This is a genomic window from [Clostridium] aerotolerans DSM 5434, assembly GCF_000687555.1.
Classification (GTDB): Bacteria; Bacillota; Clostridia; order Lachnospirales; family Lachnospiraceae; genus Lacrimispora; species Lacrimispora aerotolerans.
The window spans coordinates 47,884-63,219 of the sequence record NZ_JHWJ01000001.1; the positions used below are offsets into that span (position 1 = coordinate 47,884).

The 15,336-nt window shown below is 37.7% G+C and carries 17 protein-coding genes; 14 read left to right on the forward strand and 3 right to left on the reverse strand.

The window, feature by feature from the left end:
* Positions 1 to 114 precede the first annotated feature (114 nt).
* Positions 115 to 450, reverse strand: coding sequence for a winged helix-turn-helix transcriptional regulator (locus T546_RS0100255; protein WP_026889894.1), 336 nt, complete (start codon positions 448 to 450; stop codon positions 115 to 117).
* A 383-nt stretch (positions 451 to 833) separates the two neighbouring features.
* Between T546_RS0100255 and T546_RS0100260 the strand changes: the two genes are divergently transcribed.
* On the forward strand, positions 834 to 1,838 hold the full coding sequence (locus tag T546_RS0100260; RefSeq protein WP_242842159.1) for an MBL fold metallo-hydrolase: 1,005 nt from the start codon (positions 834 to 836) through the stop codon (positions 1,836 to 1,838).
* Between the two features lie 145 nt (positions 1,839 to 1,983).
* Here T546_RS0100260 and T546_RS0100265 read toward each other — a convergent pair whose 3' ends face one another.
* Complete coding sequence (locus T546_RS0100265) at positions 1,984 to 2,451, reverse strand: MarR family winged helix-turn-helix transcriptional regulator (RefSeq protein WP_026889896.1); 468 nt, start codon at positions 2,449 to 2,451, stop codon at positions 1,984 to 1,986.
* A 162-nt stretch (positions 2,452 to 2,613) separates the two neighbouring features.
* Between T546_RS0100265 and T546_RS0100270 the strand changes: the two genes are divergently transcribed.
* The 8 genes from T546_RS0100270 (at position 2,614) to T546_RS0100300 (ending at position 10,671) form a co-directional block, all read left to right on the forward strand.
* Entirely contained in the window at positions 2,614 to 3,507 is an 894-nt protein-coding gene (locus T546_RS0100270) for an SDR family NAD(P)-dependent oxidoreductase (protein ID WP_026889897.1), read from the forward strand.
* Between the two features lie 236 nt (positions 3,508 to 3,743).
* Entirely contained in the window at positions 3,744 to 4,469 is a 726-nt protein-coding gene (locus T546_RS0100275) for a GntR family transcriptional regulator (RefSeq protein ID WP_026889898.1), read from the forward strand.
* A gap of 217 nt (positions 4,470 to 4,686) precedes the next feature.
* Positions 4,687 to 4,950, forward strand: coding sequence for a hypothetical protein (locus T546_RS25800; protein ID WP_242842160.1), 264 nt, complete (start codon positions 4,687 to 4,689; stop codon positions 4,948 to 4,950).
* A gap of 24 nt (positions 4,951 to 4,974) precedes the next feature.
* A complete protein-coding gene (locus T546_RS22470; protein ID WP_242842161.1) occupies positions 4,975 to 6,240 on the forward strand; it encodes an amidohydrolase family protein in 1,266 nt (421 codons plus the stop codon).
* Positions 6,241 to 6,257: 17 nt separating this feature from the next.
* The gene (locus T546_RS0100285) at positions 6,258 to 7,679 is read left to right on the forward strand and encodes a YfcC family protein (RefSeq protein WP_026889899.1); all 1,422 of its coding nucleotides are present in this window, start codon (positions 6,258 to 6,260) and stop codon (positions 7,677 to 7,679) included.
* Positions 7,680 to 7,721: 42 nt separating this feature from the next.
* Positions 7,722 to 8,693, forward strand: coding sequence for an SIS domain-containing protein (locus tag T546_RS0100290; protein WP_026889900.1), 972 nt, complete (start codon positions 7,722 to 7,724; stop codon positions 8,691 to 8,693).
* 17 nt (positions 8,694 to 8,710) lie between these two features.
* Entirely contained in the window at positions 8,711 to 9,571 is an 861-nt protein-coding gene (locus T546_RS0100295) for a PfkB family carbohydrate kinase (RefSeq protein ID WP_026889901.1), read from the forward strand.
* Between the two features lie 14 nt (positions 9,572 to 9,585).
* Positions 9,586 to 10,671: an SIS domain-containing protein gene (locus T546_RS0100300; RefSeq protein ID WP_026889902.1), complete on the forward strand. Its 1,086-nt coding sequence runs from the start codon at positions 9,586 to 9,588 to the stop codon at positions 10,669 to 10,671.
* Between the two features lie 124 nt (positions 10,672 to 10,795).
* Here T546_RS0100300 and T546_RS0100305 read toward each other — a convergent pair whose 3' ends face one another.
* Complete coding sequence (locus T546_RS0100305) at positions 10,796 to 11,116, reverse strand: winged helix-turn-helix transcriptional regulator (protein ID WP_026889903.1); 321 nt, start codon at positions 11,114 to 11,116, stop codon at positions 10,796 to 10,798.
* A gap of 151 nt (positions 11,117 to 11,267) precedes the next feature.
* On the opposite strand from T546_RS0100305, the gene T546_RS0100310 reads away from it, so the two are divergent.
* The 5 genes from T546_RS0100310 (at position 11,268) to T546_RS0100335 (ending at position 15,224) form a co-directional block, all read left to right on the forward strand.
* Positions 11,268 to 11,822, forward strand: coding sequence for a flavodoxin family protein (locus tag T546_RS0100310; protein ID WP_026889904.1), 555 nt, complete (start codon positions 11,268 to 11,270; stop codon positions 11,820 to 11,822).
* Between the two features lie 53 nt (positions 11,823 to 11,875).
* A complete protein-coding gene (locus tag T546_RS0100315) occupies positions 11,876 to 12,082 on the forward strand; it encodes a hypothetical protein (protein WP_026889905.1) in 207 nt (68 codons plus the stop codon).
* 73 nt (positions 12,083 to 12,155) lie between these two features.
* Positions 12,156 to 12,629 carry a MarR family transcriptional regulator gene (locus T546_RS22475; protein ID WP_084326027.1) on the forward strand — a complete coding sequence of 158 codons (474 nt, stop codon included), beginning with the start codon at positions 12,156 to 12,158 and terminating at the stop codon, positions 12,627 to 12,629.
* 153 nt (positions 12,630 to 12,782) lie between these two features.
* Positions 12,783 to 14,045, forward strand: a complete 1,263-nt coding sequence (locus tag T546_RS0100330) for an alpha/beta hydrolase family protein (RefSeq protein ID WP_026889906.1) — start codon at positions 12,783 to 12,785, stop codon at positions 14,043 to 14,045.
* A gap of 297 nt (positions 14,046 to 14,342) precedes the next feature.
* Positions 14,343 to 15,224, forward strand: a complete 882-nt coding sequence (locus tag T546_RS0100335) for a LysR family transcriptional regulator (protein ID WP_026889907.1) — start codon at positions 14,343 to 14,345, stop codon at positions 15,222 to 15,224.
* The last annotated feature ends 112 nt before the right edge of the window (positions 15,225 to 15,336 follow it).

A 15,336-nucleotide genomic window follows, 5' to 3' on the forward strand; every position in this document is an offset into this window, starting at 1 on the left:
TACTTATTCCAGTAATAAGTTTATCGTGTCGACTAAACTGGGGATGGGTCACCCGTCCCTAAATATAATTGATGATGCTAAAACATGATATATATTCTACATAACTTTTTGTTACTACTTTAACATTTTATCATATTCAATTGCCCATTTTTCTAGGGATTTCAGCACTGGTAAAAACTTTACACCCAACTCTGTTAATGAATATTCTACTTTAGGAGGAACTTCCTTATATATTTCTCTATGTATAATCCTATATTCTTCCAGCGTTCTAAGCTCTTTCGTTAAATTTGCCTGCGTTACCTGTGGTATTTTCCTACTAAGTTCCCCAAATCTCAAAGTGCCTTGGCTTAAAAAAAACACGATAACCATGGTCCACTTTCCACGGACTATCTTTTGCACATTTGATATTGGACAATTTTCTACATAATCATCTTCAGACTTTCTTCCCATATACCCCCCATTACTATCACATTGAATAGTACCAATCAAATAATATTGTACTCCTTAATAATTATTATACTTAGTATTATTCAAAAGTAAAGATAGACGGATATAAAGTCTTTTATCGCTGTTACCTCTGGATTAATGACAGGAATCTTATTTCCAATATGTAAAAAAGAGAATATTCATATCGCTGATATGATTAGCAAATCTGACTTAAGCTGGACGATTGTTCGTGGCCTTACCCAATATGCAACTTTATTCATTTTCTAACTTAATACTATCATTTTCAATAGTATATATTAGATATTATAGTACTTGATATAATTATTGTTCAAACATAAAATGTGTATATAGATAATATTTTAAATAGCACCGCACCATCTGAGTTAGTGATAAAGCAATCATTTGGTAGGAAGGTGAAACCAATCCATAGTAACTCCAAAGAATTGCATGCAGTCCTTGGTGAGGGACTACAAATAATACTTATTAATACGGGGAAGGTGATAATCATGATTACATCAACAAATTTTTGTAAGGTACAAAAACTGGACGATGATTTATATGTCATTACTCAAGCTGGACTTGTGCATCTTTATCTTATCCTAGGGCAAAAAAAAGCAATCATAATTGATGCTGGTTATGGATTCGAGGATATAATGCCTATCATTCGAAGTATAACCAGTCTGCCTGTTATGCTGGTATTGACTCATGGCGATCCTGATCACAGCTACGGAAGTGAATATTTTGGAGATATATGGCTGTATCAGCCTGACTACGGTCAGATTATGGGCTTTGACACGAGACAGGAAAGGCAGTTCATAGCTGAGATGGGAGTAAATTATCTGAAGGAAAATAAGCCTGAAGCCATTGAACATTTCGATAGCAAGGCATTCACTGAAAGGAGCCTGCTTCGAATCCTGACTCCGCATTTTGTAAAGGATGGGGAAGTGTTTGACTTAGGTGGAAAAACTTTGGAAGTAATATTTACACCAGGGCATTCTTATGGGCACATTATGCTGCTGGATCGGGAAAAAAAGAGACTTTTTTCTGGAGATATGATTTGTGATTATGTCATCATTTACTTTTTTGAATCTGATAGAAACGCACCATTTTTCATGGCACTAGACAGCTGGAAAAAGATAAAAAGATTAGAAAATGATATTAAAGATATTTATAGTGCCCATGGAACGCTCCCAATTACAATAGATTACGTCGACGCATACATCGAATGTTTTTCGGGAGAATTTCAGCAGAATTATTTAAAGGATAAACCGTTTGACCGAGGGCCTTTAGGCCGCGGATACCAGCATATCTATAAAACAGTTAATATCCAATACTCCGATAAGAGACTTGAGGAATTTTTAGGACACAAAGTGGAACGAATTGATTTATAATGATACATTATTTCTCAAAATTGTACCAATGAGAGTGAAAACCTATGAATGAAAGAAGAACCGAGGCATGCACTCTTCATATGCCATGTGACACTCTATATCTTAAGTAGATATAATGTGTCACATAGCAGAGCTTAACAAGCATCTATTTGGTGTCATATCCGTTGAAACACCTGAGCATGTAAACAAATGTTTCAAGGTCTGAGTCCTTCCATTTTGAAATGCGCTTATAAAATTCTTCTTCTTTTTCCTTAATAGCCATTAACGCTTTTTCACGGCCGGTTTCTGTTAAAGATAACAATACTCCACGGCGGTCTTCCGGATAAGTCTCACTTTTAACATAGCCTAAGTGCTTCAGCTGGGTGACAAGGCGGCTCACAGAACTTCGGTCCATAGCGGTCGATTCGGCTAAAAGAGTAGCTGTGGCTGGTCCGTTGGACAGAAGCCAGCGGACGATCAGAAAAGCAGCTGGTTGTAATGTCGAGTCAAAAACGGCTGCCGTTCTTACGTTTAACGCATGGGATGCACTTAGCAGCACATTGAGCTGCGCGCCAAGGCTTAGCTCAAGCTGTATTCTTGATGAATCGGGTCTTGCAATGATATTTTCATCCATAGATTTACCTCACGTAAATATACTTGACATATATCAAATAAAATAATATGATTGATATATGTCAAGTATATTTGAAGTTCTGATTCATGTCAAGCAGTCAAATGCTGTATCATACACAGGAATAGAACTTTGTGTTTAGCGGTAGGAATTAAGGAGGATAATATGTCGACATGCCCAATTGCAGTAGTAACTGGTGCTACCAGCGGCCTTGGTCAACTGGCAGCAATTGAATTGGCCAAACAAGGAAAACACTTGGTATTAACGGCCAGAAATGAAAAACGCGCTGAATCCACCAGAGATATTATAGAGAATGCTGTACCTGAAGCAAGAGTAGACTTTTATTTCGGTGATTTGTCACTTATGGAGGACGTAAGAAGAATTGGAAATCAGATTAAAACTGCATATCCCCAAATTGATATATTGGTGAATAATGCAGGACTACACGGCTTCGAGCAGCGAATAACCAAAGAGGGATTTCCTGAAATGATTGCAGTGAACTATCTAGCGCCATGGTTGTTAACTCATACGTTATTAGATTCGTTGGCAGCTACAAAAAATGCACGAATAGTGAATGTTGCTTCTGAAGCATCGCGCAATCATGGTGAACTTAAATTGCCGGAGGATTTAACAGATACTTCAGAATTTACCGCCAGAGGTTCATCAGTACTTTATGGAAAGACGAAGCTGCTAGACATCATGTTCACAGGGGAGCTTGGCCGTCAGCTATGTGGAACGGGAGTCACCGCCAATGCTTTGAACCCTGGTTTTAATGTGACAGGTCTTGGACGGGAATTAGGGTTTTCTTCTGTTCTTTCTAAAATACTGAAAACTATGCATATAGGAGACCCAAGAAAAGGTGCTGATATTATCGTCCGTTTGGCTTCGGACCCACAGTATCAAGGAGTGACTGGAGGATATTTTAACGTTGGTACAGGAAAATCCATTGTACCTATATATCCAGGCGGCGACAGTATCATGCAGGGTAAGTTATGGGAGGCTACGAAAAGCTTACTGGAACAAAGAGGATACCTTGAAAAATATTCAGTAGGTGTTTAAAGGATGATATAGAGGAGTTGTAGGTGAATATCTTTCAAACGAAATATAAATCTTACCAAAGGACCCAATATAACATCTGAAATAACGCATTGATTGGCCTCAGCCCGAATGTAGTATAATGAATTAAGTCCTGTATTTTTTACTTTGTAATTCTTTATTAATTATAAAAATATTGCATAGAAAACAAATATACGCTATGATGTATTATAAGGTCTTATATGTGGAAGGTGTAAAATATGGATTTATATAAAAAGTCACAGCAACCATTATACGCACAGCTAATGAAAGAAATAAAGGATTTAATACAAAAAGGTGAATATGAAGCAGGAGATCAAATCCCAACGGAAACAGAGTTGTCTGAAAAATATCAAGTGAGTCGTATTACGGTACGAAGAACAATTGAGGAATTATGCACACAAGGAATCTTGGTAAAACGACAGGGTAAAGGAACATTTGTGGAAGCACCTAAGATATATAGAAAAGTGGAAAAAGATAATAATATGAGTTTTTCGGAGTCATGTCGTGCAAACGGACGAAAGCCGTCTTCCCATGTAATAGCGTGCCAATTTGTAGAGGCAGAGGAGTGGCAGAATGAATTTCTGATACTAACAGATGATAAAAGGTTATATCATATTGAGCGGGTTTTATCGGCAGATGAACTGCCAATTATTTATGAACATATTTATATACCCGCAATACGTGTACCCAATCTTCAGGTAGAAAAATTAGAGAATGGTTCTCTGTTTCGATTGCTGGCAGAAGATTACCATGTGACAGACTTCGCGAAGGGAAGAAGTACAATAGAAGTGCGAATGGCATCAAAACCTATAGCAGATTATCTTAAAATGAATGTAGGCGAACCTATCATGATTTTAAAGAGTTATATGAATGATGAGGAAGAGAAACCATTATATATTAGCTATGAAATTATAGTTGGCTCACGTTATAGAATTTCAATTTAAAAGGTTATATATTTAGGAGCAGCAGACTTCAAAAACAGGAGAATTTGATACAAAAACTATCAAAACTCCTTCTTTTGAAGTCTGTTTTTTGTTTGTTTTTAACAAAAAGTATAAGTGGAAAATATATATTATATCCAAAGTATCTACTTTGTTAAAAGGTTATATTGAATTATAACGTTATAAGATGATATAATAAAAAACAAGAAGGGAGAGAAAAATGGAGAAGAAAAATTCAATGATTATAGTTGCAAAAAATCTATTTGATAGTGTGAATTCAAATGCATACGAAGGATATCTTTGCATTAAAGAAAATCGTATTGTTGAAAAAGGAATTGGACAGCCATCAAAAGAAATTTTGGATCAGGCAGAACAAATTTTAATCTTTGAGGAAGAACTGGTCATGCCTGGAATTACGGACACACACACCTTTTTTACGGGATATGCGATATTCCATGTTGGGGCAGATGTTTCAAAAGTTTAGGACAATGAAAAAGGGCTGAGTATTTTGAAAGCCTATGAGAAAGAACATCAATCACATGGGGCAATTCTTGGACATGGCTGGGATCCTAAAAGATGGAATAAGCAGGTAGCTGAGAAAATGCTCGAAGAGTATTATCCAAAAAAAGCGGTCATTCTCTTTGCTGCTGACAGATCCACTTGCATTATGAATCAAATAGCAAGAGATATTTACCATTTTACATCTAATACATGCTATCCCGAAAAATATTATCGAATCATGCGAGAATATTTAAATGACCGTGAGTTTATTGAAAAGGAATTTTCAGATTACATGGAGATGATGAATTCAAGAGGGGTGACAACAGTAAAAGAAATGGGCTTTGATGATTTTTATGGTTTCACCAATTTTCTTAAGGAAATAGAAGACTCTGAAAAACTTCATCTTAGGACATTTTTCATGTCGCAGCCTGTAGGTGAAAAAATGAATCTAAAATATGCTAGAAATATGAGAGATATGTTTACCGGAGACAAGATTCGTTTTAGTGGATTTAATTGCATGACTGATGGTACGATTGCCGATCACAAAGGGGACTTGAAGGAGCCATATGAGGGCAAACTGTATACCTGTGGTATCGAGATTCCTTACGAAGAGATTGAAGCAGATGTTCTTGCTGCAGATAAAGAAGATTTTCGATGGACCTTACATGCACAGGGGGATGGTGCAGTTGGAAAAATAACAAGCATTTATGATAAGTGCAAAAAGGAAAATGGAAAATTAAAAAATCATCATGCAATCACAGATATGGAATTCACAGACCCTATGGATCTGGAAACGCTTGGCGAAATTGGAGCTATTGCTGAATTGTATTTTCAGATAATGTCCCTGGATTCTGCAAAAGTATTGTTGGATAACATCAAAAGTACTATCGGCATGGAACGAGGAAAGAACTATTGGAACCGCCGTAAAATGCTGGATAGTGGGATGACGTTAAGTGGTGCTACAGATTTGCCGTTAATGATTACCAGTGTTCCTGAATCCATTTTTTATTCCAGCGGTGGATATATGGATGGCAGGGAGGAGCCATTCCAAAGGGAAAATACACTTGAAGTTTCGGAAATTTTGAAAGCCTGGACAATCGGAGGACAGAAGAATCTGGGTATGAGTGATAAATTAGGAACTTTAGAAGAAGGAAAATTGGCAGATATAACAGTGTTTGATAAAAATCTATTAGTAATTGATAAGCGAGAGGCGAGAAACGCTAAAGTAGTATTAACTATAATGGATGGAAGAATTGTATATCGGGAAGGATAACAGGAGAGGTGGAAGAAATGGGAGAAAAGAAAAAAAGTAAGTTACACATGCCGCATGTGCTTACACTGATCTTTTTATTGATTGTAGCAGTGGCAATTCTGACATGGATTTTACCCAGTGGTGAATTCGAGAGAACATTGATGGATACTTCAGCGGGGGAAAGAAGTGTAGCAGTAGCTGGAACTTATCATTCCGTAGATAAGGTTCTTAAAGATGGAACCAGTCTGCGTCAGGGGATTGGACAGGTTCTGATGGCACCTGGAAAAGGTATTCAGCAGATGATAGAGGTTTTAGCCTTTGTCTTTATTATCGGTGGGGTATTCCAGATTATGGCAAAAACAAATGCTTTAAATATGGGAATCCAGAAAATCGTGAAGAAGCTTGGTGCAAAAGAAATACTGATTATTCCAATTTTGATGCTGCTGTTCGGACTTGGTGGAAGTACTTTTGGTATGTCTGATGAGCTTGTACCATTCTATTTACTTATTATGCCTATTATGTTTACTATGGGTTATGATTCAATGACGACATTTATGACGGTATGCCTTGCTGCAACAGTTGGATATGCTGCATCAACAGTCAATCCCTTTTGTGTACTGATTGCACAGGGAATCGCGGGTATTCAGGGAAATCCACAGTTGGTTTTCCGAATGATTCAGTGGGTTATCATGATGGGAGTTATCATCACATTCGTTACCTGGCGTGCATTGAAAATTAAAAAGAGCCCTGAAAAATCTATTACTTATCAAGAAGATATTTATAAGAAAAAAGAAGTAACTTCAGAAGTGGATTTCAATCAGGATATGACAATTCGTCAAAAATCTGTATTAGCTGTTTTCGTCATCGGTATGGTGGTAGTTGTAGTAGGATTAGTTAAATTTGGCTGGTATATGAACGAACTTTCCATGTGCTTTATGGGTATGGGACTGCTAATGGGTATTTTTGGAGGATTAAATGAGAAAGAGATTTCAGATGAGTTCATCACTGGAGTGAAAGACATTTCATTTGCTGCTATGGTCATCGGTTTCTGCAGCGGTATTATGGTAATTGCACAGGACGGAATGATTATTGATACAATTCTGAATACATTAAGTGACCTGGTTGCAGGTTCGAGTAATACAGTATTTGCTGTTGTTTTGTATGCGGTAGAGTCATTGTTAACACTGCTTGTACCTTCATCATCCGGCCTGGCAGCACTTTCTATGCCTATCATGGCTCCGTTATGCGATCTTCATGGAGTAAATCCAGAAGCAGCAGTTACTGCACTTCAGTACGGTAATCAGCTTACAAACCTCATGAGTCCGGTAGCTGGAACAACAGTAGCAGGACTTGCAATCTGTAAAATTTCTTTCGCCCAGTGGTGGAAAACTATTTGGAAGGTATTCTTGATATTAACAGTACTTGCCATAATATTCTGCACAGTTTCAGCTGCAATTTAATAATGACAAATAATTTATATAGAGAAGAAGGAGTAATTAACTATGAATAAGCCAGAAGAATTAATCAAAAAAATCTATGAGGAACAGGGAGAAATCAAAGATATATTTTTTACCGCTTGTGGAGGTTCACTGGTAGATCTATATCCAGGTTACTATTTTGTTAGTGCTGAATCTGAAACTATGCACTCACATTGGCTGACCGCAAAAGAACTGATTGTAACACCATCTAAATTTCTGAAAAAAGGTTCTCTTGTAATTTTATGTTCTCATGGCGGAAATACAAGAGAGACGGTAGAAGCTGCAAAATTAGCAAAAGAACGTGGAGCAGCTATTATAACAATGACCCACAACCCAGCTTCCAGCTGTGCACAGGATGATATGAATCCGGTTGTTTACAGCTGGGAAGATGATACAGATGAAAAAGATAGACCTCAGGGTATCGTAATGCGTATTTTAAATGAACTGATGAAATTGCAGGAACCTGCTTATCGCAAATATGAGGTTATTCTTGACGGGCTGGATAAAGTAGATGGCATTGTTCGTGCAGCAATAAAGAAAGTGAAAAACCGTACCTGGGTATTTGCTGAAAAATACTTTCAAGAACCATTCCTCTATATCATGGGGTCGGGCGCTTCTTATTCTCAGGCATATGGATTCTCTATCTGTTCCCTTCAGGAAATGCAGTGGATGGATTGTTGCTATCTGCACACCGGAGAATATTTTCATGGACCGTTTGAGTGTACGGATGAAGAGCATCTTTACATTCTGCTGATGGGTACTGGAGCAGCCAGAGAAATGGATGAACGTGCACTTACATTCTTACAGAAATATGCTAAAAAATATGAAGTGATTGATGCGCAAGAGCTGGGAATTAATGTAATTGACAAACGTGTAAATGAATACTTCTGTCCAATGCTGTTTTATGCAATGTCTGTTGCATATCGGACAGGCCTTCAGGATAAGAGAAGTCATCCACTGGATATGAGAAGATATATGGGAGTAGTTGAGTACTAATAATAAGGAGAAGAGTGATGGCAAAATATAATACAAAAGTATTGGGGTTTGGTGACAATGTCGTTGATCTTTATGAACATTCTCATATGATGTATCCAGGCGGAAATTGTGTGAATTTATGTGCATATTCTAAGATTTTTGGCGCTGAACGCATAGCGTATATGGGGTATTTTGGAAGTGATGATATTGCAGAATTTGTTATTTCTGTCTTGAATGAAATGGAGATTGAAACTGTTAAATGCAAACAGCTGGTTGGAGAGAATGGCTGGTCTAAATGTACCTTGATTGATGGCGATCGTACCTTTGGTGATTATAATGAAGGTGGGGTAAGAGGAAAGAATCCATATATTCTTGATCGATTTGATCTTGAGTACATGAAGCAGTTTGATTTCGTTCATACTGGAAATTACTGTTATACAGAGTCTCAATTAAAGGTTATGAAAGAAGCAGGTATCAAGGTATCTTTTGACTTTTCTGATGAGTCTACAAATGAATATTATAAAAAATATGCACCTTTTATAACATATGCCTTTTGCTCCTTTGATGGTGATGATGATGCAGCAAAAGAACACTTGAAATTCATTCATTCTCTAGGACCTGAAATTGCTTATTTGACCAGAGGATCCAAGGGCTGCATTATGTATGACGGAGAGCAGTTTTATGTTCAGCCGGCTACGATGATAGAGAATGTAGTAGATACAATGGGGGCTGGCGATTCATTTTTGACAGCGTTTATGAACTGCTACATTGATCAGCAGAAGAAGGGGATTGCAAAACAGGAAGCGATTACATTTGCTCTTGCAGAAGCATCTAAATTCGCGGCATATGTGTGTACTTTAAACGGAGCATTTGGATATGGAAAACCATACGAAGACTAAAGAGGGGAAGAAGTATGATTTATCAAGGCGATGCGCTGTATTATATTTATGAGACTCCCGCAATTCTGCAGCACATATTAGAAAATGAGCAAAGCGTACTTGCAGAGGCAAAAGCATTGGTTAATAAAACGGAGATTACAGAAGTTTATATTACAGGATCTGGATCATCTTATAATGCGGCCGTTGCAGCAGCTTTAACTGCAAAAAAGTTATTGGGTATACGTGCAACTGCCGTATACCCTGTAACACTTTTGGAGGAGTGTGATTTTGTTTCAGATAAGGCAGTGGTGTTAGGAATTTCACAGCAGGGAACCAGTATGGCGGTAATTCATACGATGGATGCTATACGAAGCAGGGGAATACCTGTAATTTCCGTTACAGGGGAATACGAAACTGAAATTACAAAACACGGTGATGCAAATATATATATAGAATGCGGATATGAAGATGCTGGAGCAACAACAAAAGGATATACATCAACTGTACTGACATTAATGCTTTTTCTAATTATGTTAGGGGAAGATAATGGAAAAATATCTTTTCTAAAGGGATACGATTATCGAAAAAGGATAGAGGCTGTTATTCAGAATATGAATAGGGTATTAGAAGATAGCAAAACATGGTGCAATCTGACTGCAGAGAAAATAAAGGATTGTGATGATTTGATTATTATTTCCAGCAGTAATCTGAAAAGCTTGCTTTTAGAAAGCGTTTTAAAATTTTCAGAAACATGTAGATTTCCAGTGCGAGGGTATGAAGTAGATGAGTTTATGCATGGTATGTATAATGCGGTAACTGAAAGAACAAATCTTTTGTATTTATTTCCAGCTTCAGGAAACGAATTGGAGCGAATGGAGAAATTATTTGAATATTATGAACAGAAAGAAACGATTCAGTACGCTATTAACATGCCGAATATGCAAAAAAAATCGTTGATTGGCTTTTTAAATGATCTGGATTTTTCAATATTAGAATATAATCTGCCACAGCAGATGTTATTTGTACTAACATCGCGTGTAAGAGGAATTAATCTGAATATACCGAAAGATCCGGAATTTCACAAATATATGAAAAGCAAACTGGAGCTGGATAAGGAGTAGGAGGAGAAAAATATTCATTATTCATTTTATTCCTGGCTCTTTGAAAAGTATTGTTGCGATCAGACTAATAAACGGGCACATTTTCAGTTTTGAAAATATGCCTGTTTTACCCTTTAAGCTTATGTTAGACAGAAAGATTTTTATATTGATAAACTTCACTTCCCCATTCACCTAGAGATTGTAAAACAACTATGAGTTTTTTACTAAGCTCTGATAGCTGATATTCTACTCTTGGTGGAATCTCATTGTATTGATGGCGAATAATTAGACCGTCTTCTTCGAGTTCTTTTAAGTTTTTGGAGAGCATTAGGCTGGATATGCCATCAATTTTCCTTTGTAGTTGATTAAATCTAATAACTCCATTTTGAGACATAGTCCATACGATTAATAGCTTCCATTTGCCACCAATAACTTTTAAAGCATATTCTATAGAACAGTTTTCCATATGAAAGCAACCTCCAATGCTTATATTAATGTTAGTAACTAAACAATTTTTGTGTACTTGTTGAATTATATATTACTTAATATAATTAAGTTAGTCAATAGATAGTTGACTTGATATAAGTAAACAAAATATTTATAAGGAGAGATGTGAAATGTCAAAGATAGTTATTTTTAAAGGCAGCCCAAGAAAAAATGGATATACTGCAAAATTATTAGAGCAGGTGGCAAAAGGATCCAAATCTAAAGGTGCTGAGGTAATTGAGTTTGATTTAAATGATCCTGGGATTCGTTGCTGTCAGGGTTGCTTTTATTGTCGTACACATGATGGTTGTGCTATTAATGATTATCTTCAGCCAATGTATGAGGCTATTAAGGAAGCAGATGCTATTGTGTTCGGTTCACCAATCTACTATTATCAAATTACAGGGCAAGCAAAAGTTTGGTTTGACCGTACATTTCCAATGTTTGGAGAGCATTTTGTACCTAGACATCCGGGTAAAAAGTTAATAACGATATTTACTCAGGGGCACCCAGATCCTAAAATAGGTGCAGAGGGCATTAAATATGCTAATGATATGTTAGAATCATTAGGTTGGAACTTAGAAGATAGTATCCAATACTGCGGAACTAGTGGTGATCCTGATTTATCAGTGTTTGATGAGTTATCTTTAAGAGCATTTAATGATGGGGAAAATTTAGTTGGATAAAATACAGCCTCTATCCTTCAGTTGAATCTGCCGACGGTGAGCTGTGGGGAGTCATGAACGCCGGGCTTAAGGAATCTCTCTCAGTTGAAGAGATTGCTGAACTGATCGATTTCGTGAATGGACAGAACAGTGACGCTTTCTGCCAGCTCAAAGTCGATGGCAGCCTACATCAAGGTAGCGGCATCTTTGATTACGGCCATATATTGTTTTTAAGGGAACTTGTAAAGGTTCCATTAATCCTGGACATCTTAATATTGTAAGTCAAATAATATTTTCTTTACATTAAAATAGCTACTTGACAAAATGATTTAGTAACTATATAATTTAGTTACTATGAAAAATAAAGAGATTTTAGTGGAAAAATTTTATCAGATGGCGAACCTGCTCATTCAGGAGATGCAGACGCCTTGGTCCTATGGGGGTGATTTTCTGTTGTCCCATTCGGAAATCCACCTGTTGGAGGCCATAAAGTCCCAGGAGGGAGCAAATGTAAGCGAGCTGGCTGCGTATTTGGAAATTACCAGCGGAGCAGTGAGCCAGGGGACGAAGAAGCTGTTGGATAAAGAACTGATTGAGTCTTACAAAAAAAAGGGCAACCGCAAGGAAACTTTTTCCCGTCTAACCCCCTTAGGAGAACGAATCTGTGAAGGACATCGAAAGCATCATGAATGCATGTGGGAGGTTTGGCAGGAATTTATGACAGACTTGGATCAGAACGAAACACAGTTGGTTTCTGATTTTCTGGAAATGGTAACCCAGGGTATAACGCAGATGATTGCTCAAGGAGAACGCCGCCTAAACGATTGATATTGGATGAGGCTGCGGCAGTCTTTGGGAAAAATGTTGAAAGTGTTTTGATATGGTTTGGATGGATGAAATCGCCTGCCGGGAAGGAGGTTAATACTGGTAGAACTCATGCAGGGGATGATCAAATAGCTAATTAAAAAGGAGATGTAAAAAATGGCATCAGTGGAAAAGGGTGAGATATTAGCAGAACGCATGAATCCGAACAGTAGGCTCTTCTTCATGGACCCAGAAGACGAAGACCTGGATTTCATATTTCAATGGTTTGTTGGTTGGATAGCATACGGTGCCTGTACGCCAGGTGAGCTGTTCAAAGTCGCTTGCAAAGTTGATCCGAAGTCTGCTGTAAGTTGGATGACGGAGTTTGGGAAAGAGGCAGGAAAGATTGAAGCAATCGGTGAAGACTGCCTGAAAAAAGGACATCGGATCAGCGCTGGCCAAGCATTTTTAAGAGCCTTCGGGTATTACCGGGCAGCCTACTGCGCAATAGATCCGGCGGATTCGGATTTTTTTCCAGTCTATTTTAAGACTGTAGAATGCTTCAAAAAATATCTTGAATGCTATTCTAAAACGTATCCACATGAGTATGTGGAAATAGAATATAAGGGTTATAAGTTCCCAGGTATCTTTCTGAAGGCTGAGAACAGTAACGAACCAAAGCCGACGATCATGTTTCACAACGGTGGTGAATCACACAAGGAGGATACCTGGTTCCTCGGGGGGAGAGATGCCCTCGAGCGGGGGTATAATGCTTTGCTCGTAGATCTGCCTTATGATGTACAACCAAGATCCTATAATGCTGAGGTCACAGCTAAGAACTTCCCTAAAGCCGATCTGATAGGAGCCTATCATGCAGCCACCGACTTCCTCGTTGCTCGTTCTGACGTAGATGCTAAACGGCTGGTAGTATGCGGCGATAGCTATGCTGGCATAAAGAGTACGTTCAATGCGGCTAATGATGATCGTTTTGCTGCGTTAGTTGCCAGTGCACCATTATACTCTTGGCGAGAAGTGATTACAAATGGTGTTATGCCTAAGCAGTTCACCATGGGGGATCCGGAGGAGTCGAACAAGCTTGTAAATAGTTTGCCTTGGCTCTCCAGAGTTACACTTCATCGAGTCATTTGGATGCATGGCTTCAATAGTATGGTAGATTGGCTGGAAGTATCACAAAACAATTTGGAGCTCGATCCGCGAGATATTAGGTGTGCGTTACTGTCTATACGTGCGGAATCTGAGGGGCCGGAGGTTATTAGACAGGCAACGGAGGTCTATGAAAAAGCTTCCTCCAAGAAGAAGGCCTTATGGATAGGGAAAACTGAGGATGGCGCCGATTTCCATTGCCAGATCAACAATCTGGCGTTGCGGATGCAGGTGATGTTTGATTTCTTGGACGAGGCCCTGGATTATAACTGTTAGCTTAGGTAAGGAGTATGGCTTAAGCCTTACATATCCTGGAGTTAAACGAAATAAGAAACTAAAACGAGGCGGAGAGCTAATTCTTCGCCTTTTTGTCTTTAAAAAAGTCTCAAAAAAAGATATAGGGAATACAGGAAACAAATGAAATAGAATAAGGCCAAATTAATCAAATAAAAAATAATTGTTCTTCTATTAATACAGTGATAAACTTATGGAGAGAGGGCATCAGGCAAGAAAATGACAGGAACTAACCGTAACTTATGGGGTTTATAAAGGATTAAAAGTATAGGAGCCATCATGGAACTAAAAAGAATTCGGTGTTTTATAGAAGTAGCCAGACTTAAAAGCTTTTCAAAAGCAGCGAAAGTATTGTATTTATCCCAGACTGCTGTTAGTCAGCAGATAGCTGCTTTAGAAGAAATGATGAGTGTCAGATTATTTGACCGGGATAAAAAAGAAGTAAAGCTGACAATCGCTGGTGAAACATTTCTTTTAGAGGCGAAACGATTAGTCAGATTATATGATAATGCAATTTTAAAAACACAGGCGTACGCTCAAGGTGTTGACGGTGTAATCAAACTTGGCTTTTTTAGTATGTTAGACCGGGATATAATGAGTAATGTAATAGCTGATTTTCATAGAAAATACCCAAGGACACAGATTAGTATTGTTCAATGCAGTTACGAAGATATGAAAAACAATATCCTGAACAATACCATTGATTTAGGCTTTTGCTTTTATTTGGATTCTATTGAATTAAAACAATTAAAAATTTATGAGCAATTGCCCAAATTGTGTGTGAATACAAAGCATCCTCTTGCTTCAAAGTCATTTATAACTCCAGAAGATCTGATAGGTGAAACGATTATTTCTTATTATAAAAATGTGGAACAGCAAGAGGTATATGAAAGTCATCATAATGAAGGGAATCCGGGATTGGAATTTAACCGATCTTTTCTGTTAGAGAATATGGACGATGCTTTAATGCTTGTAAGTACTAACGTAGGGATTTCGTTTTTACCAGAGATCGAAAACTTTGTTAATCCAAATAAAATAGTATTCATAGATCAGAATATAGAAGAAGTTCCATTTGAAGTAAGGGCGTATTGGAAAAAGAATACGAACAATCCATCCTTATCAAAGTTAATTGATACAATAAAAGAGGAACTGATCAATTGATTATAAGTTTTATAACGGGGCTGTTCAGAAATGAAGCTCTGCGGAGTATTAGTTGCCATAATACACTGTTAGACAGATGTCGGCCAACCAGTGTGTGAAATGAGTTATGGCA